We start from the raw sequence: 26,499 nt of genomic DNA on the forward strand, positions 1-26,499 counted from the left end.
CCGTGGTGGCCCTCACCGCCGGAGCCCTGGCCGCCTTCCTGGTCCTGTAAGGGCCGGAGAGACGGATGCTTCGCTCCGCTCAGCATGACGTGGGGGGAGGTCCGCGGGCGGCAGATTGCCGCCCCTACACGGTACAACGCCACGTTGTTCCATCTTTTTGTGGGGTGCGACATCCTTGGCGCGCCAAACCACACCGTACGGCTCACCCCCATCCGGCGTCCGACGCCGCCGCCTTCTCCCTGGCAGGGGGAAGGTCTGGGGCGCACACACAGGCGGGTCTCTACATTGTTGGTGCAAAGTTTCGGCGCGGTATTTCTTTTCGTGTGGGGCCCGACGACCCCGGCGGGCCAGGCGACCACAGGTCGACCTTCCGGTCTGAGTTTGCCCGCGGGGTGGTTTGACGTTCCGGCCACCCCCTCAGTCGCCTGCGGCGACAGCTCCCCCGTCAAGGGGGCGCTGCGCTTGCGAGCGCGGGCCGGCGGGGACGTCTGCCCCTGCGCCGGTTTACGGGCGGCAGATTGCCGCCCCTACACGGTACAACACCACGTTGTTCCATCTTTCGTGGGGCGCGACATCCTTGGCGCGCCAAACCACACCGTACGGCTCACCCTCATCCGGCGGCTGACGCCGCCGCCTTCTCCCGTCATTCTGAGGCCCCAGGCCGAAGAATCCGTTGGCTCCCTCGCTGAGGGAGCTGTCACCGCAGGTGACTGAGGGAGCCGTTCCATGGTGGAAACGGCTGGGGGAGACGGACGCTTCGCTCCCGCCCAGCATGCCGTGGAAAAACCGCTGCAACGCCCGATGCTCCGCCCCGCAGACCTTTCCCCGTCGGGAAGGCCCGCAGGGCGGAATTTTTTTGGCAAAACAGGAATTTTTCCTTTACTTTGCGGCCAGGATATGATAATCTACTAAGGCACGCAAAGTGCCATACCGCCCAGGCGCCTCGTTCCGGGACACAGCCCGCTTTCACGCGGGGGTTTTCACCCGCCCGCTACGCAGCCCCTCGGGCAAATCAAACGAAAGGTGGAATTTCCCATGATCCGTAAGGACGAAAAGACGGCCGTCATTGAGGCCAACCGCACCCACGCCACTGACACCGGCTCCCCCGAGGTGCAGATCGCCATTCTGACCGCCCGCATCCAGGAGCTCACCGAGCACCTGAAGGTCCACACCCACGACAATCACAGCCGCCGCGGCCTGCTGAAGATGGTCGGTAAGCGCCGCAAGATGCTGGACTACCTGGCCAAGAAGGACGTGGAGCGTTACCGCGCCATCATCGCCAAGCTGGGTATCAGAAAGTAAAATAGAAGCGCGGAGGCGCCCGGGAGCAGGCGGCTAAGACCCGCAGCGGAGCAAACGGACCGGAGGGCCCCTTGGGCCCACAGGCCGGCTTGCACAGTCGGAGGGACTTAGACGCCGTCGCGGAGGGCGCGCAGCGTGACAGACCCTGGTTTTGAAACGGGCGGTGTGGGAAACTGCACCGCCCGTTTTTCAAAATCCCCCCCATTTTTCACCCGCGTTCAGAGCCCAATCGGCTTTTTTAGCAGTTGAACCTGTGCCCGGCCCGCCGGACCCACGTTCAAATGCTAAAAACGGCCTGACGGCTCTGGCGTGCATCCATATCACAAAGGAGGAACATCATGTCAACCGTCATCACTCATAAGCAGTTCCCCAACCACAAGACCTACAAGATGGACCTGTGCGGCCGTCCCCTCACCATCGACGTGGGCAAGGTGGCCGAGCTGGCCACCGCCTCCGCCATGGTCACCTACGGCGAGACCACCGTGCTGGTGGCCGTCACCGCCGCCCCCCGTCCCCGGGACGGCGTGGATTTCTTCCCCCTGAGCGTGGACTTTGAGGAGAAGCTCTACGCCGTTGGCCGCATCCCCGGCTCCTTCATGCGCCGGGAGGGCCAGCCCTCTCTGCCCGCCGTGCTGGCCGCCCGCGTCATTGACCGGTCCATCCGCCCCCTCTTCCCCTACGACTTCCGCAACGACGTGGTGGTCACCTGCACCGTCATGAGCGTGGACCGGGACTGCTCTCCCGAGCTCACCGCCATGATCGGCGTGTCCGCCTGCCTGGCCTACTCCGAGATCCCCTGGGCCGGCCCCATCGGCTGCATGGAGATGGGCTATGTGGACGGCCAGATCGTCAAGAACCCCACCCAGGAGCAGAAGCACGCCTCCAAGCTGGACCTCACCGTGGCCGCCACCGATGGCAAGGTCATTATGATCGAGGCCGGCGCCGACCAGATCCCCGACGACATCATGTATGACGCCATCCTCCAGGCCCACGAGGAGTGCCGCAAGCAGGTGGCCTTCATCAACACCATCGTCTCCGAGATCGGCCGGGAGAAGATGACTTACGACCACGCCGCCTTCGATCAGGAACTCTTCGACGACATCGTGGCCAACTTCATGGACGAGGCCAAGGCCGCCATGGACACCGACGACAAGAACATCCGGGAGCAGCGCTGGAACGCCATGATCGAGAAGTGGCACGAGAAGTACCTGGAGAGCCACCCCGACATGGACCAGTACCTGGAGGAGATCACCTACAAATTCCAGAAGAAGATCGTCAAGGCCTGGCTTCTGGAGGGCCACCGCGTGGATGGCCGCGCCAAGAACGAGATCCGTCCCCTGGGGGCCGAGGTGGGTCTGCTGCCCCGGGTCCACGGCTCCGGCCTCTTCACCCGCGGCCAGACCCAGGTCCTCTCCATCTGCACCCTGAACACCCTCTCCGCCGCCCAGAAGCTGGATACCATCTGGGAGGAGGAGGAGAAGCGGTACATGCACCACTACAACTTCCCCGCCTACTCCACCGGCGAGGCCCGTGCCGCCCGGAGCACCAACCGCCGGGAGAAGGGCCACGGCGCCCTGGCCGAGCGCGCCCTGGAGCCCGTCATCCCCAGCGTGGAGGAGTTCCCCTACGCCATCCGCGTGGTCTCTGAGGTCCTCTCTTCCAACGGCTCCACCTCTCAGGGCTCCATCTGCGGCTCCACCCTGGCCCTCATGGACGCCGGCGTGCCCATCAAGGCCCCCGTGGCCGGCATCTCCTGCGGCCTCATCCAGGACGACAACGGCGGCTTCACCACCTTCATCGACATCCAGGGCGTGGAGGACTTCCACGGCGAGATGGACTTCAAGGTGGCCGGCACCAAGGCCGGAATCACCGCCATCCAGATGGACATCAAGAACGACGGTCTCTCCCACGCCATCATCAAGGAGGCCCTGGAGATCACCCGGGACGCCCGCTACGCCATCCTGGACGAGATCATGCTCCCCTGCATCTCCCGTCCCCGCCCCGACGTGGCCGACACCGCCCCCAAGATGGTCAAGATGAAGATCGACCCCGACAAGATCCGCGAGGTCATCGGCTCCGGCGGCAAGGTCATCCAGAAGATCTGCTCCGACACCGGCGCCAAGATCGACATCGAGGACGACGGCACCATCTACATTGCCGGCGTGGACAAGGCTTCCTGCGACGCCGCCAAGAAGACCATCGAGACCATCGTCTTCGTGCCCGAGGTGGGTCAGCTGTACTACGGCAAGGTGGTCCGCATCCTGCCCTTCGGCGCCTTCGTGGAGCTGGCCCCCGGCAAGGACGGCATGGTCCACATCTCCAAGCTCTCCAACCGCCGCGTGGAGAAGTGTGAGGACGTGGTCAACATCGGCGATATGATCTGGGTCAAGGTCACCGAGATCGACGAGAAGGGCCGCGTGAACCTGTCCTATAAGGACGCCCTCCGGGAGCTGGAGAACAACCCCGGTCTGAAGAAGTAAGAACGCCCAAGTGACCGGGCGGGCGGAATCCCTCCGCCCGCCCGGTTTTTTTCGTATGGCGGACACGCCGCCATAGGGGCGGCTATCAGCCGCCCGCCGTCCCCCGTCATCCTGAGCCCTCCCCCTCGCGTCATCCTGAGCGAAGCGAAGGATCCGTTTCCCCCGTCTCCCTGCTTTCCAGCGACGAACAAGGACGGAGGAGACGGATGCTTCGGCCTGCGGCCTCAGCATGACGTGGAATGGGCCCTTCATCACGGGGCGCAGCTTCCCAGACGCGCCCGGTACGCAGACAGCCGGGGCGGTAAAAGCCGCCCCGGCTGTGGTCCGGTGCTGCTGGGCTAGTTTCCATGCCGGAAGTGGATGGTCTTCTCTCCTGTCATCGGCTGATAGAGGGTGTCCGTCTCCAGGTCATAGACCAGCTGCTCCGTGAGACCCTCCGCCCCATAGGTGAGCCGCACCTCCAAGCCTGCGTTGGTCTCATAGCCGATATACAGGCTCCCGTTTGACACCCCGGCGATCTCCCTCAGCGCCCGGCAGTCCGGCAGCCAGTCCTTCAGCACCTCGGAGGTATAGCGGACCAGCTCCAGAGGTTTGCCGTCATCGCCCAGTACCTCCGTGGTTTCGGGGGTGCAGACTGTCCGCAGCCCTTCCGCAGTGAGGGCGGGCCCTTCCCCATCGGGGGGCGTCACCCGGTAGAGGCCGTAGGTCTCGCGCTCCTGGTCGGACATGGCCACGGTGCGGCTCTGCCCGCTCCACCACCGGAAGCCCAGGACGCCCGCCAGGATGAGCGCCCCGGCCAGGACCAGCAGCCCCCACTTCCACCCGTTCCGGCGGCCAGTATACCCTTTCATCTGTCCCACTCCCTTCCAACTCTTTGATCCGGGCCTTTTCGGCCCCATCCTATCCGATTTTTTCGGCCCTGTCAAGCCACTGGCTGAGGGTGCTCCACGGTCTCCGCTGTACCGGACCGCCCCGCCCTCCGTCATTCTGAGGCGGAGCCGAAGAATCCGCATCCTCTCTCCTTTTCCTGCCGTTGGGAGACGCGGGAACGGATTCTTCGGCCTGCGGCCTCAGAATGACAAAAAGAGAACTGCCGCAGCGCAGATTTCACCCAAGCGAAAGGAGGTGTGCCCGCCGTGGAACTGGATACCCTCTGGACCCAGGCCGGGGCGGTAGCGTGGGGGACCTGCGCCTACGCCGGGCTGCTGCCCCACATGGATGAGCATGCTCAGACCAAGGCGGAGGGGCTCTGTCCCGCCCCCGCCGGGGTCTATGTGGCCGCCTTTCCCTACTACGCCGGGGAGACCCCCGGCAACCTCTCCCGCTACGCCCGTGGGGAGGACTACCACACCGCCCTGGCCCGGCGGCTCGCTCCCGTCTGCGCCGCTCTGGAGAGGGCCCACCCTTTCCACAAATTCGTCCACCTTGTGGACAACTCCCCCCTGCCGGAGCGGGAGGCCGCCGCCCTGGCTGGGCTGGGTCTGCGGGGGAAAAACGGCCTTGTCATCCTGCCCCCCTGGGGGAGCTGGCTCTTTCTGGCCACTGTCCTCACCGACCTGCCCCTGCCCTCGGCTCCCGTACCCGCCCCCGACTGCATCGGCTGCGGGGCCTGTCTGTCCGCCTGTCCCGGGAAAGCCCTGGGCCCCAACGGGTTTCACCTTTCAAGCTGTCTCTCGGAGCTCACCCAGCGCAAGGGGGCGCTCACCGATGAGCAGACGGAGCTCCTCCGCCGCCACGACCTCATCTGGGGCTGCGACGCCTGCCAGACTGTCTGCCCCTATAACCGGGAGGTCCCCATCACCCCCCTGCCGGAGTTTCGGGACGGGCTTTTTTCCACACTGTGCGCAAAGGATGTGGAAAACTCCACCCGAAAACAGTTCCAGGCGGCCTTCCCAGACCGGGCCTTCACCTGGCGGGGGCCCGGCGTGCTGGCGCGGAACTTGAAATTAAAAGCAGAAGAGCCATAAAACAACGGCTTCGGACAAAAGTCCGAAGCCGTTATTTTTTCTTATGCCAGCCGCCGCAGGCCGTACAGAAAGAGGAAGAGTCCCCCTCCGCAGGCCGCCGCTCCCGCCAGAAGGGCCCAGCCTGCGCCCCAGTCGGCGGCGGCCCCAAGGGCGGGGTCCAGGACGGCTGCCGTGAGCTCCATGACCATGGCGTTGCAGGAGAGCTGGGCGGCGGCGCCCCCGGGCGGGGCCGCCCGGCTCTGGAGGTCCAGGGAGACCGGCTCAAAGAGGGCCAGAGCCGCCCGGAGCCCCATGATCCCCAGCACCGACGGCAGGGGAAGGGGCAGCAGGGCCAGGAGCAGGCACAGGGCTGCCCCGCCCCCCAGCAGCACTCCGGCGCTCCGCCGGTCCCCCAACCAGCTGGTGAGCCGATGGGACCGGGCTCCGGCCAGGGCGGCCAGGGCGGTGAGCACGTAGAGCAGGCCGAACCACCGGAGGGGGATGCCGGCGCGGCGGTACTGGAGCTGGGAGAGGAAGACGGCCACAAACTGCACCGTCTCGGCAAAGAGGGCGGCCCCCGCCAGCAGGGGGGCGTGGGCCAGGCTCCACCGGACGGCGGAGCGGAGGGGCAGGCGCTCCTCCGCCGGGGGCGGCGTCCCTGGCGGATCGGTGAGAAAGAGGGTGAGGAGGGCGGCCAGGGCGTAGGCCGCCGCCGTCCACCCGGCGGCAGAGCGGTAGGCCGCCCCGAAGAAAAGGGAGGAACACACACCCGCCGTCACCAGTCCGGCGGTCTGGACCGCCCCCCACAGGCCAAAGCGCCGCCGGCTCTCCTCCCCAGGGCCGCAGGCGTAGAGGTAGGCGGCATCGCAGCCGGAGAGCCCGGAGAGGGCCACAGCCAGGATGATCCGCTCCAGCAGAAAGTCCCCAAAGCCGTCCGCCCGCCAGAAGACCAGCTTGGAGAGGGCGAAGAGGGCGGTACACAGGGCGATGACCCGCCGGTGGCCCAGCCGGTCGGCGGCCCGGCCCCAGGGGAGCTCCAGCAGGAGCATGAGGACCACCGACACCGACTCCAGGGCGCCGATCTGGGCCAGGGTGAGCCCGGCGGCCTGGCGGTAGAGGGTGGCCACGGGGGCGTAAAAGCACAGCCCCTCCAAAAAATAGGCAGCAAAAAAGAGCGCGGTATTGCGCCTGGTATCCATCTGAGTTTCCTCCTGTTTGGGTTCTGGCGCGGCCAAACGGGCAGCGCCGGGAGGCCCGCCGATGGCGGGCCTGAAAAAACAGGGGGCATCAGATGGGACAAGGCATCAACACACGCGCTCCTTTCCAATGGTCAGAAATTACAGCCGCCGCAGCAGCAGGCCGCTCATGGGCTCCAGCCGGATGGCGGCCAGGCCGGTCCCGGCGTCGGCGGGCCAGGCCATGGAACCGTCCGTCTGGGCCCAGCTGCCGGCCACGGTGAGGGTGGTGGGCCGGTCACCGGCGTTGGCAGCGCAGAGGACGCTCTCCCCCGCCCAGGTCCGGGTGAAGGCCAGCACCGGCCCCTCCGCCTTCACATAGGCGATGTCGCCCTTCCGCAGGGGCGTGAGCGTCCGCCGGGCCCTGCCCAGGGCGGTGTACCAGGCGGTGAGGTCCCGGTCCTCGTTCCCCCAGGGGAAGGTGCGGCGGTTGAAGGGGTCCTCAAAGCCCTCCATGCCGGCCTCGTCGCCGTAGTAGGTGGTGGGGCTCCCCGGAAAGGCGTACTGCACCAGGGAGGCCAGACGCAGCCGCGCCATGCCCAGCTCCCGCTGCTCCGGGGTGAGCCGGTGGGAAGACCGCCACTCCTTGGACTCCCCGCCGCAGTCGCCTCCCATCCCCAGCAGGGTGAGGATGCGGGGGGTGTCGTGGGTACCCAGGGAGTTCATGGCGGAGTAGAAGGCGGCGGGGGGATAGTTCTCCCGCAGGGTCTCCATGGTCTCCCGAAAAGCCCCGGCGTTGCGGGCGAGGAGCCAGGAGAGGAGGGCGCTGCGGAAGGGGTAGTTCATCAGGCCGTCCAGGTAGCCCCCCAGCAGGTGCTTCCGGCGGACGCCGTAGGCCACCTTGTTGGACCCGTCCTCCCAAACCTCGCCGATGATGACGGCGTCCGGCTTGACCGCCCGGGCGGCGGCGTGGATCTTCCCCACGAACGCATCGGGGAGCTCGTCGGCCACGTCCAGCCGCCAGCCGTCGGCCCCCGCCTCCAGCCACCGGCGGACGATGCTGTTCTCCCCGTCGGCGATATAGTCCACATAGCTGGGCTCGCTCTCGTTCACCGCCGGCAGGGAGTAGATCCCCCACCAGGCGTCATAGCGGTCCGGCCAGTGGGAGAAGTGGTACCACTTGTAGTAGGGGGACTCCTTGGACTGGCGGGCCCCCAGGCCGGGATAGGAGCCGTCCCCGTTGAAGTAGCGGCTCACGAAGCCCTGGTGGTTGAAGACTCCGTCCAGCATCACCCGCATGCCCCTGGCCCGGGCGGCGGCGCACAGCAGGGAAAAGTCCTCGTTGGTCCCCAGCATGGGGTCGATCTTCTCATAGTCGCCGGTGCCGTAGCGGTGGTTTTCCGGGGCCTCAAAAATGGGGCAGAAGTAGAGGGTCTCCACCCCCAGGCTCTGGAGGTAGTCCAGCTTTTCCGTCACCCCCGCCAGGGAGCCGCCGAAGAAGTCCCGGTTGCGGACCTCCCCCCGCTCATCGGGCCGCCAGACCGGCTCCTCAAACCAGCCGGTGTGGACGCTGCGTCCCCCCACCATGCCGGTGGGGTCGGGGATGGCGGTACGGCGGAAGCGGTCGGGGAAGATCTGGTAGGTGACCCCCTCCCCGAACCAGGTTGGGACCTCCACGGAGCCGTCGTAGACGGTGAGCTGCCGTTCGGGCAGCTCCAGCGCCTTTCCGTCCAGCCGTTCCAGGCGGAAGGAGTACCACACCAGGCCCAGGTAACCGGCGGTGTCCAGGACGCCGGAAAAGAGGTCTCGGTCCCCGTCCAGCCCCGTCCAGGGCAGGGGGATGGTGCGCACCTCGTTGTCCCGGAACTCAAAGCGGGCCCGGAGCACCGCCCGGGACCAGCCCTCCCGGCGGAGGGGGCGGAGGGTAAATTCCACCGGGGTCCCGGCAGCCGCCGCCCCGAAGGGGCGCTTGTACCGGAGGTCCCGGGGGTCAAAGATCGGCGTATCTGTCAAACTTCATCACTCACTATTGCGCAAAATGGGCGGGCCGCTCAGTCGGGCCGGCGGTAGTACTTTTTGAACTTCACGAAGTGGCCCAGCTGATTCTTCTCCAGCTTCAGCTTACGCTTGAAGGCGGCGTCCGGTTTGTAGAGGAGGGGGTTGGTCACCGCGCCCGCCCGGATGAGGGCGCGCATCTCCTGGTGGTATCGCTTGGGGGTGTAGCCGTAGGCCACCCTGTGGGGGACCACCGTCCACAAGGACCGGTTCCGGGTGATGGTGAGGGGGAGGTCCCTGTGCTCCACCCGGTCGTCCACCAGGAGCTTTGCCAGGTTATAGCCCGCTCCCGTCACATAGTAGTTGCTGCGCCCCTGGCGGGTATTGATCTCAAACGCCTTGTACTTCCCGTCCCGCTGATCGTACTTGAGGTCGAAGTTGGAAAAGCCGGTGAAGCCCACGTCTTCCAGGAAGGCCCGGAACTTTTCACTCAGGCCGTCGGCGGGCTCGGTGATGATGACGGCGTGGTTGCCGATGCCGTGGGGGGTGTGCTCCTCCAGGAGGACGTGGCCCAGGCACATGAGCTTCACCTGAGCATGCTCATCAGAGTAGCAGGTGAGCACCCGCATAAAGCTGTCGTCCCCGGGGATGAACTCCTGGATGATCATGGCGTCGGGATAGCCGGCGGCGTAGACCTTGTCCAGCGTGGCCTCCAGGCTCGCCCGGTCAGGGAGGGTGAAGACCTTCTCGCTCCCCGGAAAGTCGTGCTCCCAGTAGTGGACGCCGTTGGCCGGCTTGCAGATATAGGGGGGCTCGAAGGGCAGCTCGAAGTCCCGGCCCATCTCCCTGCGGTAGACGAAGGTGGCCGGGTGGTCGATGCCGTACTGGTCGCACAGCTGGTAAAACCGCTCCTTGTCGGTGAGCTCGTCCATGAGCTCGGGGCCGATATAGGGGGCGACGACGTTGGCGGGGAAGCGGTCCTTGTACTGGGCCGCCAGCTTCACATAGCTGTCCCCGCAGCCGATGACCAGCACCGTCTTGTCCGGGTTGGCCTGGGCGAACTTGCACACATTGTCGTAAAAGGTGGGCCCGTCCTCGTTCTTGGCGCACACCCGGTAGTCCAGGATGGCGCTTTCATAGCACACGCCGGTGGCGTACTTGCCGTAGGCGGTGGAGCGGATGCCGTAAGCCTCGTGAAAGGCGCGGGCCATGCTGTATACGTTGATGTCCCCGCCGAACAGGAGGGGGAGGAAGGATGTCTCCATTATGGTTCAGCTCCCTGAAAGATGATCTCATACCAGTTTTTGTCCCCGCCAGGGCCCAGGAGGACCACCCGGACGGGATAGTGGGCCGCGACCCAGCCGGCTTCCTCCGGCGTGATCCGCAGCTCCCGGCGGCGGATGCCGCCGCCGTCGAAGGCCTCGGACAGCATTTTGTCCAGTCGTGCTTCTCTCTCTGTCATGGTTCGGCTCCTTGGGTGGGTTGGGGGCGGGTGTTCCCGTCCACCGGACACCCCCTCATCCGTCATTTGCTCCGCAAATGCCACCTTCCCCCCACAGGGGGGAAGGTTTTATGGGCAGCATCCCTCCGTACCTTCCCCCTGGAAGGGGGAAGGTGGCCCGAAGGGCCGGATGAGGGTGCGCTTCAGGCGTGGCTTGGCGTGCCCCACAGCTGCCATGCAGGGGCGGCAGTCTGCCGCCCGCAGACCGGTGCGGTGTCACGCCCCCGCGTCATGCTGAGCGCAGCGCAGCATCCGTCTCCCCTGTTTCCGCAGCAGGACCGCCCCCTCAGTCAGCTCCCCGTCAAGGGGGGACAGCAGATTCTTCGGCTTCGCCTCAGAATGACGGGGAAGACGGGGCCGCCCGGCTCAGCCGGTGGCCCGCTTGACCTGATAGACGCCGGAGATCTGGCCCAGCTTGTTGATGAGCCCGGTGAGTTCGTTTTTGTCCTTGACCTCCAGAACGATGGAGACCAGGGCATAGCCGTCGGGCAGGCTGCGGGCGGAGAAGTTCCGCACCTTCACCTTGGCGGCGGTGAGGGCCATGGTGACGTCCAGGGCCAGGCCGTCCCGGTCCTTGGCCGAGATCTCCAAAGAGGTCTCATAGGCGGCCTGCTCGCTCTCGCCCCAGGAGACCCTGACCCACCGTCCGGCCTCCTCCGGCTTGCGCTTGTCCGGGTCGGCGTTGGGGCAGTCCTGCCGGTGGACCGACACGCCGAAGCCCCGGGTGATGAAGCCCACCACCGGGTCCCCGGGTACCGGAGTGCAGCACTTTGCAAACTTTACCAGGCAGTTGTCCAGCCCCTCCACGATGATGCCCGACTCGCTGCGCCTGGCTCCGGGGATGAGCTTGGCGGGGGCGGAGAGCTGGGGAGAGGCGGCCTGGGCGGCCAGCCGCTCGGCGGCGGCCTTCTCATTTTTGTCCCTGGTGAGGCGCAGCAGCTCGTCCCGGATGCGGTTGACCGCCTTCTGGGCCGTCATGCCGCCGTAGCCGATGGCGGCGTAGAGGTCGTCCAGGCTCCCCGAGCCCACCTTCTTGAGGAGGTGGGGAAGGACCTCCTCCCCGGTGATGGCGGCCAGCTGGATGCCGGTCCGCTTGAGCTCCGACTCGAACATTCCCCTGCCGGTGACGATGTTCTCCTCCCGGCGCTCCTTTTTGAACCACTGCTTGATCTTGTTCCGGGCCTCGTTGGACTTGCAGATCTTCATCCAGTCCCGGCTGGGGCCGTGGGCCGACTTGGAGGTGATGACCTCCACGATGTCGCCCGACTGGAGCTGGTAGTCAAAGGTGACGATGCGCCCGTTGACCTTACACCCCGTCATGGCGTTGCCCACAGCGGAGTGGATGTTGTAGGCAAAGTCGATGGGGGTGGCCCCGGCGGGCAGGTTGACCACGTCGCCCCGGGGGGTGAAGACGAAGACCTCGTCGGCAAAGAGGTCCACCTTCAGGGTGCGGACGTACTCCTCGGCCTCGGTGTCCTGCTGGCTCTCCAGGAGCTTGCGGACCCACTCGAAGGCCTCCTCGGTGCCCAGCTTGTCGTTGGCCATGCCCTGCTTGTACTTCCAGTGGGCGGCGATGCCGTACTCCGCCGTGTGGTGCATCTCCCAGGTGCGGATCTGCACCTCGAAGGGGATGCCCTCCCGGCCAATGACCGTGGTGTGGAGGGACTGGTAGCCGTTGGGCTTGGGGGTGCCGATATAGTCCTTGAACCGTCCCAGCACCGGCTTGAAGAGGTCGTGGATGCAGCCCAGGACGTTGTAGCACTCGTTGGTGTCGTCCACGATGACCCGGAAGGCGTAGAGGTCGAAGATCTCGTCCAGGGTCTTGTTCTGGGCGAACATTTTCCGGTAGATGGAATAGATGTGCTTCACCCGGCCATAGACCGTGGCCTGGATGCCCTCCTCGGCCAGCCGGTCCTGGATCTTCTTTTGGATGCCGGCCATGAACTCCTCGTGGGCGGAGGAGCGCCGGAGCAGCTCGTCGGCGATCTCCTGATAGCCCACCGGGTCCAGGTACTGGAGGGAGAGGTCCTCCAGCTCCCACTTGATCTTCTGCATGCCCAGCCGGTGGGCGATGGGGGCGTAGATCTCCATGGTCTCCAGGGCCTTCTCCCGCTGCTTCCGGGGGGTCTGGTATTCCATGGTGCGCATGTTGTGGAGCCGGTCGCAGATCTTGATGAGGATGACCCGGATGTCCTTGGCCATGGCCATGAGCATCTTCCGGAGGTTCTCCATCTGCTCCTCTTCCTTGGAGGTATACTGTACCCGGGTCAGCTTGGTGACCCCCTCCACCAGGTCGGCCACGGTGGAGCCGAATCGCTTGGCGATGTCCTCGTGGGTGGCCCCGGTGTCCTCGATGCAGTCGTGGAGGAGGGCGGCGATGATGGAGTCGGTGTCCAGCTCCAGCTCGGCCACGATCTCCGCCGCCGCCAGGGGGTGGGTGATATAGGGGGAGCCGTCTTTGCGCAGCTGGGCGTTGTGGGCGCTGTCGGCGTACTGGAAGGCGGCATAGAGCCGCTTGGTGTCCAGGTTGTGGTTATACTGCTTGATCTTTTCCTCCAGGGCGTGATAGCTCTCCAGGACGGGGTCCATACGATCACCTCTTTGTAAAATGCGCCCCGTCCCGGCCTTCAGCTCTGGGAGAGGCGGCGCAGCCGCTTCATGAGGGCGGAGTCCTCCAGGTTCACCTTGCCCTCCACCTGGCAGAGATCGATGCGCAGGTGGTCGGTGGACCGCTCCACCCGGATGAGCCCGTGCTCATCCAGGACCTCCAGGCAGACCATGGTCCGCATGACGGTCTCTTTGATGCCGTAGGTCCGGGAGACCCCCCGGGCCAGGCGGCGTGCGGTGTCCTCCACCCGGCCCAGCCGGGCGTGGCCGCTCAAATACCGCCACACGGCGGCGAACTCCGCCCGGCTTGGGATGAGAGCAGCCGCCTCCCGGGCGGTGAGGGCGTCCCCCTGCCGCAGCCGGTCATAGAGGGCCTGTTCGGCCTCCATCCGGGTGGGGGCGGGGCGCAGGTCGCACAGCTGGAGCTGCACTGACCGACCCCCTCTAAATTCGTTGATCTGGGGGGTGAAGGCCACGTCCAGCCGGTCCCCCACGGCCACCCCCGCCATCTGGGCGGTGACCGAGAAAAAGATGGCGTCCAGACTGTGGCCGGAGCGGCTTAAGCGCAGCTTCAGGTGCCGGCCTCCCCCCACCTCGCTCAGGGCGGAGACGGTGCAGCCCGTCAGGGAGAAGACGGGCTTGGGGTTGCCCGCCCCGTAGGGCTCCAGCACGTCCAGACCCGCCACCTCCTCCACGGTGAGAAAGTCGGGCCCGGGGAGCTCGGCGTCCACCTCCAGGGCGGACACCAGCTCGGCCCCGCCGGTCCACGCCTCCACGCTCTCCTCCATCCGGCGGCGGAAGGCGTCGACGTTCTCCTCCAGGATGGTAAAGCCGGCGGCCAGGGCGTGGCCGCCGAAGCCCTCCAGCAGGTCGGCGCAGGACTCCAGGGCCTTGAAGAGGTTGAACCCCCCGAAGCTCCGGCAGGAGCCCTTGCCCCTGCCGTCCTGGAGGCAGATCATGAAGGTGGGGCAGGAGTATCGCTCGCACAGCCGGGAGGCCACGATGCCCACCACCCCCTGGTGCCAGTGCTCCCCGGCGAGGACCAGGGCCCGGCGGGGACTGGTGGACTCCCGCTCCAGCCGGTCCAGGCACTCCTGAAAGATCTCCCCCTCGATGGCCTGCCGCTGCCGGTTGAGCTCGCACAGCTCCCGGGCCAGGCACTCCGCCCGGGCGGGGTCCTGGGTGAGGAGGAGCTCGGCGGCCACCCAGGCCCGGCCCATGCGCCCGGCGGCGTTGATCCGGGGGGCCAGGGTGAAGCCGATGCCGGAGGCCGAGAGACACCGGTTTTCGGCCCCCGACTCCCGGATGAGGGCGCACAGCCCTGGCCGGCGGGTGTGGGCCAGGGACCGAAGGCCCTGACGGACGATGGTCCGGTTCTCCCCGGAGAGGGTCATGACGTCGGCCACCGTGCCCACGGCGGCCAGGTCGGCATAGAGCCGGAAGACCGTCTCCCGCTCCTCCGGCGGGGTGAGGGCCAGGGCCAGCTTCAGGGCCACCCCCACCCCGGCCAGGCAGGGGAAGGGATAGCCGCAGTCGGCCCGATGGGGGTCCACCACCGCCAGGGCGGCGGGGAGGACCTCCTTGCACTCGTGGTGGTCGGTGATGATGACCTCCATGCCCAGGCTGTTGGCGTAGTCAGTCTCGGCGGCGGCGGTGATGCCGCAGTCCACCGTGACGATGAGCCGTACCCCTTCCTGAAAGAGGTGGTCCACTGCCTCCCGGTTGAGGCCGTAGCCCTCCTCCATGCGGTCGGGGATATAGGGGATGACGCTGCCCCCCCGGCTCCGGAGGAACTCCGTGAGCAGGCAGGTGGCGGTGATGCCGTCCACGTCATAGTCGCCGTAGACGGCAATGGGCTCCCGCCGCTCCAGGGCCAGCGTCAGCCGGGAGACCGCCCTGTCCATGTCCCTGAGGAGGAAGGGATCGTGGAGCGGGGCCTCTCCGGCTGAGAGAAAGCCCTCCGCCGCCGCCGGCGTGTCCAGGCCCCGGGCGCACAGCACCACAGCGGCCAGGGCAGGCAGTCCGGCCCGGCGAAGCTCCTGGACGGCCCTCCCCTCCGGGGCCGCCAGGTTCCACTTCTTGTACTTCATCCGTTTGCCCTCGAAATTTCAAAAATTCAACTTTTATTATACCAAATCCCCCGGGCACTTACAAGGGAAAGTCCAGGGTCTGTCCAAAGGAAAAGGGCCCGTCCCTCCGTCCGGGGAGGGACAGGCCCTGAAAGAGGGCGGGAGCAGCTGTCGGGGCGCGTCTGGGAAGCCGCGCCCCACGCCAAAATCGCCTTCCCCTGGGGGAAGGTGGCATTTGCGGAGCAAATGACAGATGAGGGGGAACCTGATGGGCTGCACAGCGGGCCGGTGAGGACACCGGCCCCTGCGACCATCCCCTCCGTCGCCTGCGGCGACAGCTCCCTCAGAGATGGAGCCAATGGATTCTTCGGCCTTCGGCCTCAGAATGACGGGGGCCGTAAAACGCGGCGCCATAGCAGCCACATTGCTTTGCAGGCATGTAGGGGCGGCCTGTGGCCGCCCGCAGACCTTCCCCCTCCCAGGGGGAAGGTGGCATTTGCGAAGCAAATGACGGATGAGGGTGGGAATCGGGCGTGATCTGTGCCCCGGCCACCCCCTCAGTCAGCTACGCTGACAGCTCCCCCGTCAAGGGGGAGACAACGGATTCTTCGCCTGCGGCTCAGAATGACGGGGAATATATGGGCGTGTCTGGGAAGCCGCGCCCATGCACCACGTCGTTCTATGGGGCGCGGCGACCCCGGAGCGTCAAACCCCCGTAGGGGCGCACCTGTGTGTGCGCCCCTACCCCGCGTCGTCCTGAGCGTCAGCGAAGGACCCGCTCTCTCGTCCTCCGGACTCCCCTTACGCGCACTCCAGGTAGAGGGCCACCAGACGGATGGTCTCCCGCATGCCGTGGAAGTGGGTGCGCTCCATGCCGTGGGATGCCTGGACGCCGGGGCCGATGAGGGCGGCCTTGGCGTCGCTGCCCGCCTTCCAGGACACAGCCACATCGGAGGAGTAGTGGGGGTAGACGTCCACGGCGTAGTCCACACCGTTGGCCTTGGACAGGGCCACCAGACGGCTCACCATGTCGTAGTCGTAGGGCCCGGCGGAGTCCTTGGCGCAGATGGAGACCTGTTCCTCGGTGCAGGTGAGGTCCAGTCCCACGCAGCCCATGTCCACCGCCAGCAGCTCGTCCAGGTCCCAGGGGATGGTGGCGCCGCCGTGGCCCACCTCCTCGTAGACGGTGAAGTGGATCTCCACGTCGTACCGGGGCTTTACGCCGGCGTCGGCCATCAGCTTGAGCAGGGTGAGCAGGCAGGCCGCCGAGCCCTTGTCGTCGATGAAGCGGGACTTGAGGAAGCCGCTCTCGGTGACGGTGGTCTTGGGGTCGAAGCAGACATAGTCCCCCACGTCGATGCCCAGGGCCCGGACGTCCTCGGCGGTCTTGACCACCTCGTCCAGGCGGACGTACATGCTCTGCTCGTCCCGGGGGCGGGTGGCGGCGTCGTCAAAGACGTGGGCGGCGGGGGAGAGGGAGAGGATGGTGCCGGTATACACCTTGCCCTCCCGGGTATAGATCTTGCAGTACTCCCCGTCCAGGGTGGGCAGGATGGGCCCGCCGATCCGGGTCACCATCAGCTCCCCCTTGGGGCTGATGGACCGGCACATGAGGCCCAGGGTGTCGATATGGGCGCACAGGCCCACCTTTTTGGTGTGCTCCCGGCCGGGCGCTTCGATGACCAGGCCCCCCTTGTTGGTGCGGCGGGTGGCGTAGCCCAGGCCCTGGGCGATGCCCTCCGCCGCCTCCACCGCCCGGCGGGTGAAGCCGCTGGGGGAGTCGATGGTCAGGAGGGTCTTTGCCGTCTCCATGAGAAAATCCTTGCAGCCGTTGAAGTCCATGTGAAGTTCCTTCCTTCCCGTGTGTTTTATCCCCCCTATCATACCCGCTTTCCCGGGAAAAGGCAATGAAAACCGGCCATGGTTTCCCATGGCCGGCCGGCATGATCGATTTTAGGGGCGCCCGGGGCGCGACTGCCCAGACGCGGCTGTGGTACCGCTGTCCAGCCTTGTCATTCTGAGCCGAAGGCGAAGAATCCGTCCTTTCGTCCTATCTGACGAAACCCGGCCAGCATAGCTGACCGGGCCTACGCTGCGCTCAGGATGACGGAGAGAGGACTTTTGCTGCGTCCTCACCCCTCCGCACCGGGGAAGAGCTTCCGGAAGGGGAGGGGCAGGGGGGCCCGCAGGGTCAGCTCCTTCCTGGTCCGGGGGTCGGTGAGGACCAGCACGTCGGCGTGGAGGGCCAGCCGGCCCATGGGGTCGGTCCTGGCCCCGTACTGCCGGTCCCCGGCGATGGGGCAGCCCAGGTCCTGCATGTGGACACGGATCTGATTTTTCCGTCCGGTGTCGATCTCCACCGCCGCCAGGGTGTAGCCCCGGTTTTCCATGACCGCCCGGTAACGGGTCACCGCCTCCCGGGCGTTCCGGCCCTTGGGGCCGGAGTAGACCAGATGGGTGGACGTCTCGTGGAGCCAGGAGCGCACCGTTCCCTCTGCCTGGGGGAGGGTCCCCTCCACCGCCGCCGCATAGCCCCGCTTCTTCACCAGCTTCTCCCAGTTGTCCTGGAGGGCCCGCTTGAGCTTCTCGTCCTTGGCAAAGACCAGCACCCCGGAGGTGTCCCGGTCCAGCCGGTGGACGATGAAGATGCGCCGGCCCGGCTCCCGGGCCTTCACATAGTCGGAGACCGCCCGGTAGGCGGTGCGGCGGCGCTCCTTCTCGTTGCCCATGGACAAGAGCCCGGCGGGCTTGTCCACCACGAGAAGGCCGTCGTCCTCATAGAGGATGGGGAAGGGGAGCTCCGCCGCCCCGGCGGAGGTCTTGGGCAGCAGCTCCACCCGCTGCCCCGGAGTCAGGGGGGCGTCGAACCGGGTGACCACCCTGCCGTCCACCATCACCTGCCGCCGGGACAGCAGGCCCTTCACCGTGTTCCGGGACTTGTCCTTCACCCGGAGGAGCAGGAAGGGGAGGAGGGTGGTCTCCTCCTCCACCGTCAAAAGCCGTCTCTCGTCCATAGGGGACCTCCTTATCTCTGTATCGCTTTCATTATAACACCAGGATACCCAGATGTTCCAGCAGGATCTTACAGCCCATGAGGATGAGCACAATGCCGCCGAATCGCTCTGCGGGGGCCTTCCACCGGCTGCCGAAGCAGCCCCCCGCCCAGACCCCCGCGGCGGAGAGGGCCAGGGTGGTGCAGCCGATGAAGCCCACGGCGGGGCCGATGTCCACGCGGAGGAAGGCGAAGGTGACCCCCACGGCCAGGGCGTCGATGCTGGTGGCCACCGCCAGGGGGAGCATGGCGGCGGGGGAGAAGGAGGCCGAGACCTCCTCGTCCTCCCCGTCCCCGAAGGACTCCCGGACCATATTGCCGCCGATGATGCACAAAAGCACGAAGGCGATCCAGTGGTCCACCGTGGTGATGAGCCCCTGGAACCGGGTGCCCAGGAGCCAGCCCACGGCGGGCATGAGGGCCTGGAAGCCCCCGAACCACACCCCGCAGGTGAGGGCGTGGCGGAGTCCCACCCGGCCCACGGAGAGCCCCTTGCAGATGGAGACGGCAAAGGCGTCCATACTCAGCCCCACGGCGATCAGAAACAGCTCCCACAGGCTCACGATGACATTCCTCCCTGATGACGCTCCGGCGGCGGGTCTGAAAGAAGGTATGCGCCGGGGCACAAAAAAAGAGACCCATCTGCCAAAGCAGATCAGTCTCGTCCTTGAAAAGGAAGCCGGGCGCACGCCGACTGCTCTCCCGTGCTTGAAAATATGGTAGCATGGACCCTGCTCCCTGTCAAGCAGGAGCCGGACAGACCAGCACGGCGGGGGTCGGATGGGGCCCTCCGGTCCCCGCCGTCGTCCGGCCCGCCTGGGTCCACACCCCCAGAAACAGCAGCGCCGCCGCCGCGATGGCCGCCAGTCCCACCCCGATCAGGGGCGTTCTCTTTCCCCGTCCTGTCATGGCATGCCCTCCCGTCTCCCCCGGTCCCCCGGAGGTCCTTTGTAAGGTATATCGCTCGGGAGGGCGGTTTTGTGACAGGGAGGAGAACAAATTTTTTGCGGGGCGCATGCCGAATTGCAGGGCAGGGATACAGGAGCCGACGGCCCCATCGGCCCGCACGGCCTCCACGCATCCTTTTGTGGGGCGTGACGACCCCGACGCGCCCCACACCAAAGAAATGGTTTCCTCCCGCGTCATGCTGAGCGTCAGCGAAGCATCCGTTTCCCCCGTCCTTTTCCTACTGTCAGGGGACAGGAGACGGATTCTTCGCTTCGCTCAGAATGACAGATAACGGGGAGACAGCGGGTATGCGCCCAGACCGGTGGAAACACGGTCCCATAAAGGACAGGGGCGGCCTGTGGCCGCCCCTGTCCGCAGGACTGTAACGCTTTATTTCCCCCGGAACTTATCCAGCAGCCCCTTCAGGCCGCCCTTTTTCCGGACTTCCCCAGGCTCCCGGGCGGCGGAGGCCCGGAGGCCCTTCAGCGCCTTGGCGGCATCCGGGTCCCCCAGCTCGGCGGCGCGGCAGTAGAGCTCCTCCGCCCGCCGGAGGTCCCGGTCCAGCCCCAGCCCCTTGGCGCAGCACTCGCCCAGCAGGAAGAGCCCGGCAGGGTCGTCCTGCTCTGCCGCCCGGGTCAGCCACACCACGGCCTCCCGGTCATTCCGGCGGAGCCGGTCCCCGTTCATGTAAAGCCTGCCCAAGAGGGACTGTGCCTGCACATGACCGTCCTCCGCCGCCTGCCGGAGGAGGGTCTCTCCCTCTCTGGCGTCCCCTTTGATGTGCTCACCCAGCACCAGGCACCGCCCAAGCCGGTACCTGGCCTCGCTGTGGCCCTGGTCGGCAGCCTTCCTCAGCCAGGCCGCGCCCTCCGCCGCGTCCACAGGAACACCGGTGCCGTAGAGATAGCAGCGGCCCAGGTTGCACTGGGCGTAGGCGTAGCCGTCCTCCGCCGCCTTCCGATAGAGCTCCGCCGCCCGGGCCTCATCCTTGGGCACCACCCGGCCCGTCTCATAGTAGTAGCCAAGGCCGGCCATGGCGGGGGTGTAGTTCCGCGCCACCGCCCGCTGGTAGCACTCCACCGCCCGCTGGTCGTCCTGCTCCGTGCCGTCGCCGTTCAGGCAGCAGCTCCCCAGCAGATACAGGGCGCGGCCATGGTTCTGCGCCGCCGCCTGCTCCAGCCAGTGGACGGCCTGGACCGTATCCCGCTCCACGCCGATGCTGTGGAGATAACAGTAGCCCAGGTTACACTGGGCGTAGGCGTAGCCCTGCTCCGCCGCCTGCCGGTAAAGCTCCGCCGCCCGGCGCTTGTCCTCTTCCACCCCGCGGCCCAGCTCATAGCACAGCCCCAGGCTGGTCAGGGAGGGGGCATAGCCCTGCTCTGCCGCCCGGCGGTAATACGCCGCAGCCGCCTTGTCGTCCTGCGGCACGCCGTCGCCATTCCAGGCGCAGTCTCCCAGCAGATCCAGGGCGCGGGGAAAATTCCGCTCCGCCGCCCGCTTCAGCCACGGAATGGCCTTGACCGGATCGGCCTCGACTCCGATCCCGGTGAGATAACAGTAACCCGCATTGCAGGCCCCCGCCAGATCTCCTCTCTTTCCTCCCTTGCAGTAGAGCTCCAGGGCTTTGGCCGCATCGGCCTCCACGCCGTCGCCCCGCTCATAGCACAGCCCCAGACTCACCATGGACACCGGGTAGTCCAGCTCCGCCGCTTGGCGGTAGTACTCCACCGCCCGGGCCTGGTCGGCCTCCATGCCCACCCCGTCGGCGGCGCAGTCCCCCAGCAGATCCAGCGCCCGGGGGAAGTCCTGTTCTGCGGCCTGCTCCAGCCAGTGGACCGCCTGGACCTCGTCCCGCTCCACGCCGATGCCACGGAGGTAACAGAAGCCCAGGTTACACTGGGCACGGGCATAGCCGCCCGCCGCCGCCCGGCGGTAGAGCGCCGCGCCCCTGGCCTTGTCCTCGGGGACCCCTTCGCCCAACTCGTAGCACAATCCCAGGTCGCAGATGGCCGGCAGATAACCCGCCTGGGCCGCCTGCTCATAGAGGGCCGCCGCCCGGACCAGGTCGGCTTCTACCCCCCGGCCCGCCTGGAGACAGTCGGCCAGGATGCTCTGCGCGCGGTGGAAATCCTGCTCCGCCGCCCGCTCCAGCCAATGTACCGCCTGGGTCTCGTCCTTCTCCACCCCGATGCCGCTCAGATAGCACACGCCCAGGTTACACTGGGCGGGGGCGTAGCCCTGGTCGGCCGCCTGGCGGTAGAGCGCCGCCGCCCGGCGCTTGTCCTCTTCCACCCCGCGGCCCAGCTCATAGCACAGACCCAGATCGCACAGCGCGGGCACATAGTCCCCCTCCGCCGCCTTCTGATAGAGCTCCACCGCCCGGGCCGGATCGGCCTCCATGCCCATCCCGTCGGCGGCACAGTCCCCCAGCAGGTACTGGGCGCGGGGAAACTCCTGCTCTGCGGCCTGCTCCAGCCAGCGCACCGCCTGCGCCTCGTCTCGCTCCACGCCGATGCCACGGAGGTAGCAGAAGCCCAGGTTACACTGGGCACGGGCATAGCCGCCCTCTGCCGCCTGGAGGTAGAGCTCCACGCCCCTGGCCTTGTCCTCGGGGACTCCGTCGCCCACCTCGTAGCACAGCCCCAGCTCACAGATGGCCGGCAGATAACCAGCCTGGGCCGCCTGCTCATAGAGCTCCACCGCCTGGACCGGGTCGGCTTCTGTCCCCCGGCCCGCCTGGAGACAGTCGGCCAAAATGCTCTGGGCGCGGGGAAAGCCCTGTTCCGCCGCATGCTCCAGCCAATGGACCGCCTGACCCTCGTCCTTCTCCACGCCGATGGCGCTCAGATAGCACACCCCCAGGTTACACTGGGCGGGGGCGTAGCCCTGATCGGCGGCCCGGCGGTAGAGCTCCGCCGCCTGGACCGGGTCGGCCTCCACCCCCTCGCCACTTTCGTAGCACAGCCCCAGGTCGCAGATGGCGGGCACATAGTCCCCCTCCGCCGCCTTCTGATAGAGTTCCACCGCCCGGACCGGGTCGGCCTGGATCCCCCGGCCCGTCTGGAGACAGTCGGCCAAAATGCTCTGGGCGCGGGGGAAGTCCTGGGCCGCCGAGCGCTCCAGCCATGTGATCCCCTGCGCCTCGTCCCGCTCCACCCCGATGGCATTGATATAACACACGCCCAGGTTACACTGGGCGGGGGCATAGCCCTGATCGGCGGCCCGGCGGTAGAGCTGGGCGGCCCGGACCGGGTCCTGCTCCGCCCCCGTGCCGTTTTCATAACACACACCCAGGATGCTCTGGGCGCGGGGGAAGCCCTGCTCCGCCGCCTGCTCCAGCCAATGCGCCGCCTGGACCTCGTCCTTCTCCACCCCGATGCCGTTGAGGTAGCACACCCCCAGGTTACACTGGGCGGGGGCGTAGCCCTCCTCGCCGGCCTGACGGTAGAGCTCCGCCGCCTGGGCCGGGTCGGCCTCCACGCCGTCCCCCCACTCATAACACAGCCCCAGATCGCAGATGGCGGGGGGATAGCCCTCCTCCGCCGCCTGCCGGAAGAGCTCCGCCCCCCGGACCGGGTCGGTCTCCACGCCGTCCCCGGCCTGATAGCACCGGCCCAGGGACTCCATGGCCCGCAGGTCGCCGCTCTCCACCCCGATGGCAAACCAGTGTGCGGCCTGGACCAGGTCGGTCTCCACGCCATCCCCCTGGGCGTACCGCAGACCCACGTCATAGGCCACGGCGGGGTCCACCTGGGCCTGCTCCAGCAGGGCCTTGAAGTCCTCCTGTGACCGCTGGACCTGCTCCATCGCCCGCCAGATCAGCGCCGTGTTGACAAACACCACGTCCTCCTGTCCCTCCGGCGTTCCCTTCTCCTGTTCCTTCAGCATGGGCGTTCACCCGTCCTCTCTGCCCCTCCGGGCCAGTCTTGTCCCCATTCTACAACAGCAGTCGGGCCGATGCAAGAACCTTGCGGAAAAGGACGGGGAGGAATCTTTCAGACCGGTTGGGCGGCCATGGAACGCCCGGTTCTCCACCATGCTGCCATCAGGTCGAATATATACACATATGTAAAAAACCGGCAGACACCCAACGGTGTTTGCCGATTTTTGGCACCCCCGGCGCGACTCGAACGCACTACATTCCGCTTAGGGGTAGGTTGTACCATTCCGTAAATGGTTCCTATCATATCTTCCCGTGTTGTTTCTTCGCAAATTGTGCTGCCTGGAAGCAGGTCAATTTGCACAAATTCCCCTGAAATATGCTGCCTTACAACGGCTTTTCAAATGTCGTATTAGCAAGTTATTAGCAGGAACCCCTTGTGACAGAGGGCTTTCAGGAGCCATTTCAAAATGATATTAGCAATGGAGGATCATTTTATGAGCACCAACACACCCAACGAAAAAGGAACGCCCCAAAGCAGGACATACACCGTGAATGACATCGCAGCCATTCTCGGTATCGGCCTCGCTTCGGTCTATAAACCCGCCAACTCCGGATTGTTCAAGACGATCCACATCTCCAGGAAGTCCTTTGAGGAGTGGCTGAAGGTGGAGGAAAATTCAGAAATACAAGGATAAAAGATTTATCCTTAAGAATGTAGACTTTTATTTGTGTTCTGAAACTACAATTTCAACGGAAATACGACAAAATAAAAATCGAAACATTTTGTTTCGATTTTTATTTATTGTATTGAAAATATGCGGCTACCATGATATTATAAATAAAAGCATTGGGGAGGGCTTGATATGGAAAATATGACTGTTCGCTTGGAAAGCCTCGATATTCATAATTTTAAAAATGTTAAATTTGGACGATTAAGTTTTGAGAATCCTAGAAAGTATTTTGCTTCAAGTGTTTTAGGCTTATATGGTCAAAATGGATCTGGAAAGACCGCAGTTATTGACTCTATTACACTACTTAAACTAGCATTTTCTGGGCAACCCATTCCTTCAATACTTGCAGACTACATTAATGTTGATTCTGACGCAGCAACGATGCGATATACGCTGAAAGTGTCAAATTCAAAAACTAATAGCGAATATCATGTGATTTATGAATTTAGTCTGCGCAAAGAAGAAGATGTATCCCAGCATAATGCGGATGACATAAACGCTTCTTCCGAGCACTTTAAAGCAACAATATTTGATGAAGTTCTGTCTTATACATGTATATGTGAGAACGGAAAAACAAAGATGCTTCCGGTCATCGACACAAAAAATACTGAGATTTTTGGCCCAGCTACAAAACTAGAAACTTTAACAAATGATAACAAGGCAGTATTAACTGATTTGCTTGTTGCTAAGAAGTTGACCGCAGCAACCTCACGTAGTTATTGCTTTTCTAAGGAACTATTAACTATAATTCGGGCAAATTGCAAAGAAGATTACCATCTAAACATAATAGAAAGTCTTGTGCATTACGGAAATTTTGAACTCTTTGTAATTAACACTACCAATTCCGGTTTGATTAGTCTGAATGCCCTTCCCCTTACTTTTAGATATGAGAATAACAACAAGGCCGCAATAGGCAATATAGCACTTCCTTTAAATAGTACTGCTACCGTACCAGAAAACATTTATCAGGTAGCAGAAAGAGTTCTAGCTGACATGAATGTAGTGCTAGAGAAAATTATTCCTGGATTAACAATTAGCATAAAAAATCTTGGTAACCAAATTCTCAAAGATGGCAACATTGGAATTAAAATTCAACTTGTATCGCATAAAAACAGCAAAGAAATTCCATTGCAATATGAGTCTGAAGGAATAAAAAAGATAATTTCTATTCTTCATTTACTCATCATAATATATAATCAGTCTTCTATAACAGTTGCGATTGATGAACTGGATTCTGGCGTTTTTGAATATTTGCTTGGAGAATTGCTTCGTATTATTTCTGAAAAGGGAAAAGGACAATTAATATTTACATCTCATAATTTGCGCCCGTTAGAAACATTAGATCGTGGTTTCATAGCTTTTACTACAACCAATCCATCTAACAGATATATTCGTCTTGCAAATGTAAAAAGCAATCATAATCTTCGCGATTTTTATTATCGTGACATTGTTTTAGGCGAGCAAAGTGAGGAAGTCTATGAGCCTACCAACAACTATGAAATTGCATTCGCATTTCGAGAGGCTGGTGAATCAAGTGGCTCGTAAGAAAATTGTTTTCATAATCGTAGAAGGCCCTTCGGATGATACTGCATTAGGTCTCCTTTTCAATCGCTTTTATCAAAACAAGCAGGTTTATATCCAAATCTTGCATAGAGATATTACCACTGAAAACGGCGTGAATCCATCTAATATAATATCCTCAGTCTGTAACGAAATTAAGACCTACGCAAAAGCAAATCACCTTAATAGTTCTCACTTTCATGAAATCATTCATATAACTGATACAGACGGAGCGTTTATAAATAACGAAAGTATTATTGAGGATAACGCAATAGCTAACATCTGTTATTCAGAAACAGAAATTCGGACGCCTAATAAATCTAATATTGAAAGTCGCAATCAACAAAAATCTGCAAATTTAACTAAGTTATCATCTTGTAGTCAGATTTGGGGTATCCCCTACCATATATTTTATATGTCATGTAATCTCGACCATGTGTTATACAACAAATTGAATAGCTCTGACGAGGAAAAAGAAAATGATGCTTTCTTGTTTGCTAAACAATATAAAGACAATATTCCTGGTTTTACGGCGTTCATTTCTCAATCCGATTTTTCAGTTCCAGGTAGCTATAGTGATACATGGAAGTACATAAAAGAATATCTGCATTCCTTGGAAAGACATACAAATCTTGGACTGTGCTTTCTACAAGAAGAGAACGGTGAAAACCCCAGTTAAATTTATTGGCGAGACGCCATAGGAGTTTCCTCCTATGGCGTTTTTTATATCTATTTTCCTCTTATTTCAATGAGCCTGTAATTTATACTACATTACATTAAGTCATAGAAAATGGAGAAAATTCTTTATTTTTCATCCCAAATCAGCCGGAAGGCCACCGCCTATAGGTTTTCCCCCCGGGGCATCCGAGCAGCATAGAGGCCGTCTTTTCCCCGAAAACAAACACTTTTCCAGACCGCCAAAAGGAGGTGATATGATGGCGGTATTTCGCATTGAGAAAACCCGAGACTACACGGTGATGTCCAACCACCACCTGCGCAACGCGGGGCTGTCGCTGAAATCCAAAGGGCTACTCTCCATGATGCTGTCCTTGCCGGAGGACTGGAACTACACCACCAGGGGCCTGGCGAAAATCTGCAAGGAGGGCACGGACAGCATCGGCTCCGCCCTGAAGGAGCTGGAGCGGGCCGGGTACATAGTCCGCAATCGGCTGCGGGACAGCAAGGGCAAGATCGTGGATGTGGAGTATGTCATCTACGAGACGCCCCATCCCCCGGACACGGGCCAGCCG

At 63.4% G+C, this 26,499-nt stretch carries 19 protein-coding genes; 7 read left to right on the top strand and 12 right to left on the bottom strand.

Translation table 11 applies throughout. The features are described 5' to 3' along the window. Positions 1 to 1,035: 1,035 nt before the first annotated feature. Together rpsO and Q0Y09_RS08925 are read left to right on the top strand one after the other, a co-directional pair. Positions 1,036 to 1,302 carry a 30S ribosomal protein S15 gene (gene rpsO, locus Q0Y09_RS08920; RefSeq protein WP_297720600.1) on the top strand — a complete coding sequence of 89 codons (267 nt, stop codon included), beginning with the start codon at positions 1,036 to 1,038 and terminating at the stop codon, positions 1,300 to 1,302. Positions 1,303 to 1,640: 338 nt separating this feature from the next. Further along, a complete protein-coding gene (locus Q0Y09_RS08925; protein ID WP_297720603.1) occupies positions 1,641 to 3,782 on the top strand; it encodes a polyribonucleotide nucleotidyltransferase in 2,142 nt (713 codons plus the stop codon). Positions 3,783 to 4,120: 338 nt separating this feature from the next. Here the strand turns inward: Q0Y09_RS08925 and Q0Y09_RS08930 are convergent, their stop codons facing one another. Continuing rightward, on the bottom strand, positions 4,121 to 4,633 hold the full coding sequence (locus tag Q0Y09_RS08930) for a hypothetical protein (RefSeq protein WP_297720606.1): 513 nt from the start codon (positions 4,631 to 4,633) through the stop codon (positions 4,121 to 4,123). Positions 4,634 to 4,918: 285 nt separating this feature from the next. Here Q0Y09_RS08930 and Q0Y09_RS08935 point away from each other — a divergent pair, with 285 nt between their 5' ends. Further along, positions 4,919 to 5,749 (top strand): QueG-associated DUF1730 domain-containing protein, encoded by an 831-nt coding sequence (locus Q0Y09_RS08935; protein ID WP_297720609.1) that lies wholly within the window; start codon positions 4,919 to 4,921, stop codon positions 5,747 to 5,749. Between the two features lie 41 nt (positions 5,750 to 5,790). Here the strand turns inward: Q0Y09_RS08935 and Q0Y09_RS08940 are convergent, their stop codons facing one another. The 11 genes from Q0Y09_RS08940 to Q0Y09_RS08990 form a co-directional block, all read right to left on the bottom strand. Then, a complete protein-coding gene (locus Q0Y09_RS08940) occupies positions 5,791 to 6,927 on the bottom strand; it encodes an MFS transporter (RefSeq protein ID WP_297720610.1) in 1,137 nt (378 codons plus the stop codon). Positions 6,928 to 7,065: 138 nt separating this feature from the next. Further along, positions 7,066 to 8,916, bottom strand: coding sequence for a glycoside hydrolase family 13 protein (locus Q0Y09_RS08945; protein WP_297720611.1), 1,851 nt, complete (start codon positions 8,914 to 8,916; stop codon positions 7,066 to 7,068). Between the two features lie 38 nt (positions 8,917 to 8,954). After that, positions 8,955 to 10,163, bottom strand: coding sequence for an ATP-grasp domain-containing protein (locus Q0Y09_RS08950; RefSeq protein WP_297720612.1), 1,209 nt, complete (start codon positions 10,161 to 10,163; stop codon positions 8,955 to 8,957). Continuing rightward, on the bottom strand, positions 10,163 to 10,360 hold the full coding sequence (locus tag Q0Y09_RS08955; protein WP_297720613.1) for a hypothetical protein: 198 nt from the start codon (positions 10,358 to 10,360) through the stop codon (positions 10,163 to 10,165). The genes Q0Y09_RS08950 and Q0Y09_RS08955 overlap by 1 nt, the downstream gene beginning before the upstream one ends. A 405-nt stretch (positions 10,361 to 10,765) precedes the next feature. Continuing rightward, positions 10,766 to 12,988 (bottom strand): bifunctional (p)ppGpp synthetase/guanosine-3',5'-bis(diphosphate) 3'-pyrophosphohydrolase, encoded by a 2,223-nt coding sequence (locus Q0Y09_RS08960; protein WP_297720614.1) that lies wholly within the window; start codon positions 12,986 to 12,988, stop codon positions 10,766 to 10,768. Between the two features lie 38 nt (positions 12,989 to 13,026). Then, a complete protein-coding gene (gene recJ / locus Q0Y09_RS08965) occupies positions 13,027 to 15,096 on the bottom strand; it encodes a single-stranded-DNA-specific exonuclease RecJ (protein ID WP_297720615.1) in 2,070 nt (689 codons plus the stop codon). A 780-nt stretch (positions 15,097 to 15,876) separates the two neighbouring features. Continuing rightward, positions 15,877 to 16,917, bottom strand: a complete 1,041-nt coding sequence (locus Q0Y09_RS08970) for a M42 family metallopeptidase (RefSeq protein WP_297720616.1) — start codon at positions 16,915 to 16,917, stop codon at positions 15,877 to 15,879. Positions 16,918 to 17,207: 290 nt separating this feature from the next. Continuing rightward, complete coding sequence (locus tag Q0Y09_RS08975) at positions 17,208 to 18,089, bottom strand: RluA family pseudouridine synthase (RefSeq protein ID WP_297720617.1); 882 nt, start codon at positions 18,087 to 18,089, stop codon at positions 17,208 to 17,210. A 31-nt stretch (positions 18,090 to 18,120) separates the two neighbouring features. Next, positions 18,121 to 18,690 carry a manganese efflux pump MntP family protein gene (locus Q0Y09_RS08980; protein WP_297720618.1) on the bottom strand — a complete coding sequence of 190 codons (570 nt, stop codon included), beginning with the start codon at positions 18,688 to 18,690 and terminating at the stop codon, positions 18,121 to 18,123. 178 nt (positions 18,691 to 18,868) lie between these two features. Then, the gene (locus Q0Y09_RS08985; protein ID WP_297720619.1) at positions 18,869 to 19,036 is read right to left on the bottom strand and encodes a hypothetical protein; all 168 of its coding nucleotides are present in this window, start codon (positions 19,034 to 19,036) and stop codon (positions 18,869 to 18,871) included. A gap of 429 nt (positions 19,037 to 19,465) precedes the next feature. Beyond that, positions 19,466 to 22,963, bottom strand: a complete 3,498-nt coding sequence (locus tag Q0Y09_RS08990) for a sel1 repeat family protein (RefSeq protein WP_297720620.1) — start codon at positions 22,961 to 22,963, stop codon at positions 19,466 to 19,468. Positions 22,964 to 23,452: 489 nt separating this feature from the next. On the opposite strand from Q0Y09_RS08990, the gene Q0Y09_RS08995 reads away from it, so the two are divergent. From Q0Y09_RS08995 to Q0Y09_RS09010, 4 genes are all read left to right on the top strand, one after another. Beyond that, the gene (locus Q0Y09_RS08995) at positions 23,453 to 23,653 is read left to right on the top strand and encodes a helix-turn-helix domain-containing protein (RefSeq protein ID WP_297720621.1); all 201 of its coding nucleotides are present in this window, start codon (positions 23,453 to 23,455) and stop codon (positions 23,651 to 23,653) included. 168 nt (positions 23,654 to 23,821) lie between these two features. Further along, on the top strand, positions 23,822 to 25,234 hold the full coding sequence (locus Q0Y09_RS09000; RefSeq protein ID WP_297720622.1) for an AAA family ATPase: 1,413 nt from the start codon (positions 23,822 to 23,824) through the stop codon (positions 25,232 to 25,234). Next, a complete protein-coding gene (locus Q0Y09_RS09005) occupies positions 25,224 to 25,928 on the top strand; it encodes a hypothetical protein (protein ID WP_297720623.1) in 705 nt (234 codons plus the stop codon). The genes Q0Y09_RS09000 and Q0Y09_RS09005 overlap by 11 nt, the downstream gene beginning before the upstream one ends. Positions 25,929 to 26,184: 256 nt before the next feature. Continuing rightward, a partial coding sequence (locus Q0Y09_RS09010) for a helix-turn-helix domain-containing protein (protein ID WP_297720624.1) occupies positions 26,185 to 26,499 on the top strand: 315 nt, incomplete at its 3' end.

Source organism: Intestinimonas sp. (genome assembly GCF_026169115.1).
GTDB lineage: Bacteria > Bacillota > Clostridia > Oscillospirales > Oscillospiraceae > Intestinimonas.

Bases quoted from the DNA above. Each gene is read 5' to 3' on its own strand.
- rpsO (WP_297720600.1), top strand. From the start codon at position 1,036: ATGATCCGTAAGGACGAAAAGACGGCCGTCATTGAGGCCAACCGCACC.
- Q0Y09_RS08925 (WP_297720603.1), top strand. From the start codon at position 1,641: ATGTCAACCGTCATCACTCATAAGCAGTTCCCCAACCACAAGACCTAC.
- Q0Y09_RS08930 (WP_297720606.1), bottom strand. From the start codon at position 4,633: ATGAAAGGGTATACTGGCCGCCGGAACGGGTGGAAGTGGGGGCTGCTG.
- Q0Y09_RS08940 (WP_297720610.1), bottom strand. From the start codon at position 6,927: ATGGATACCAGGCGCAATACCGCGCTCTTTTTTGCTGCCTATTTTTTG.
- Q0Y09_RS08950 (WP_297720612.1), bottom strand. From the start codon at position 10,163: ATGGAGACATCCTTCCTCCCCCTCCTGTTCGGCGGGGACATCAACGTA.
- Q0Y09_RS08955 (WP_297720613.1), bottom strand. From the start codon at position 10,360: ATGACAGAGAGAGAAGCACGACTGGACAAAATGCTGTCCGAGGCCTTC.
- Q0Y09_RS08960 (WP_297720614.1), bottom strand. From the start codon at position 12,988: ATGGACCCCGTCCTGGAGAGCTATCACGCCCTGGAGGAAAAGATCAAG.
- recJ (WP_297720615.1), bottom strand. From the start codon at position 15,096: ATGAAGTACAAGAAGTGGAACCTGGCGGCCCCGGAGGGGAGGGCCGTC.
- Q0Y09_RS08970 (WP_297720616.1), bottom strand. From the start codon at position 16,917: ATGGACTTCAACGGCTGCAAGGATTTTCTCATGGAGACGGCAAAGACC.
- Q0Y09_RS08975 (WP_297720617.1), bottom strand. From the start codon at position 18,089: ATGGACGAGAGACGGCTTTTGACGGTGGAGGAGGAGACCACCCTCCTC.
- Q0Y09_RS08985 (WP_297720619.1), bottom strand. From the start codon at position 19,036: ATGACAGGACGGGGAAAGAGAACGCCCCTGATCGGGGTGGGACTGGCG.
- Q0Y09_RS08990 (WP_297720620.1), bottom strand. From the start codon at position 22,963: ATGCTGAAGGAACAGGAGAAGGGAACGCCGGAGGGACAGGAGGACGTG.
- Q0Y09_RS08995 (WP_297720621.1), top strand. From the start codon at position 23,453: ATGAGCACCAACACACCCAACGAAAAAGGAACGCCCCAAAGCAGGACA.
- Q0Y09_RS09000 (WP_297720622.1), top strand. From the start codon at position 23,822: ATGGAAAATATGACTGTTCGCTTGGAAAGCCTCGATATTCATAATTTT.